This window comes from Pseudomonas sp. AC463, assembly GCF_979253585.1.
This window is the reverse complement of the sequence record NZ_CEEDDZ010001123.1, coordinates 1-238: the sequence shown is the minus strand read 5'-3', so window position 1 is coordinate 238 and position 238 is coordinate 1. Positions and strand designations below refer to the sequence as shown.

Here is a 238-nt window from a genome sequence, read left to right as displayed (position 1 = left end):
GGATAACCCGCTGTATACGCAGTGGATCGGCGACAGCCAGGAGCGCCAGCAACGCAGTGCCGACTGGAGACGTCGCGGTTTTGATGACGGCGAACACACCACAGTCGATGAGTTGCAGCTGGCGGATGGTCGCCACCTGGACCTGAGCTTCGCGCGCACGCGGTATAAGCGCGAAGACGTGTTGAATTGTGCGTTCAGCGACATCAGCGCGCGCATGCAGGTAGAGGTCGCCCTGGAC

The 238-nt window shown here is 61.8% G+C and carries 1 protein-coding gene; it reads left to right on the top strand.

The window, feature by feature from the left end; genetic code table 11:
• On the top strand, positions 1 to 238 hold a 238-nt coding region (locus tag AC0IYH_RS33785), incomplete at both ends, for a hypothetical protein (protein WP_471838826.1).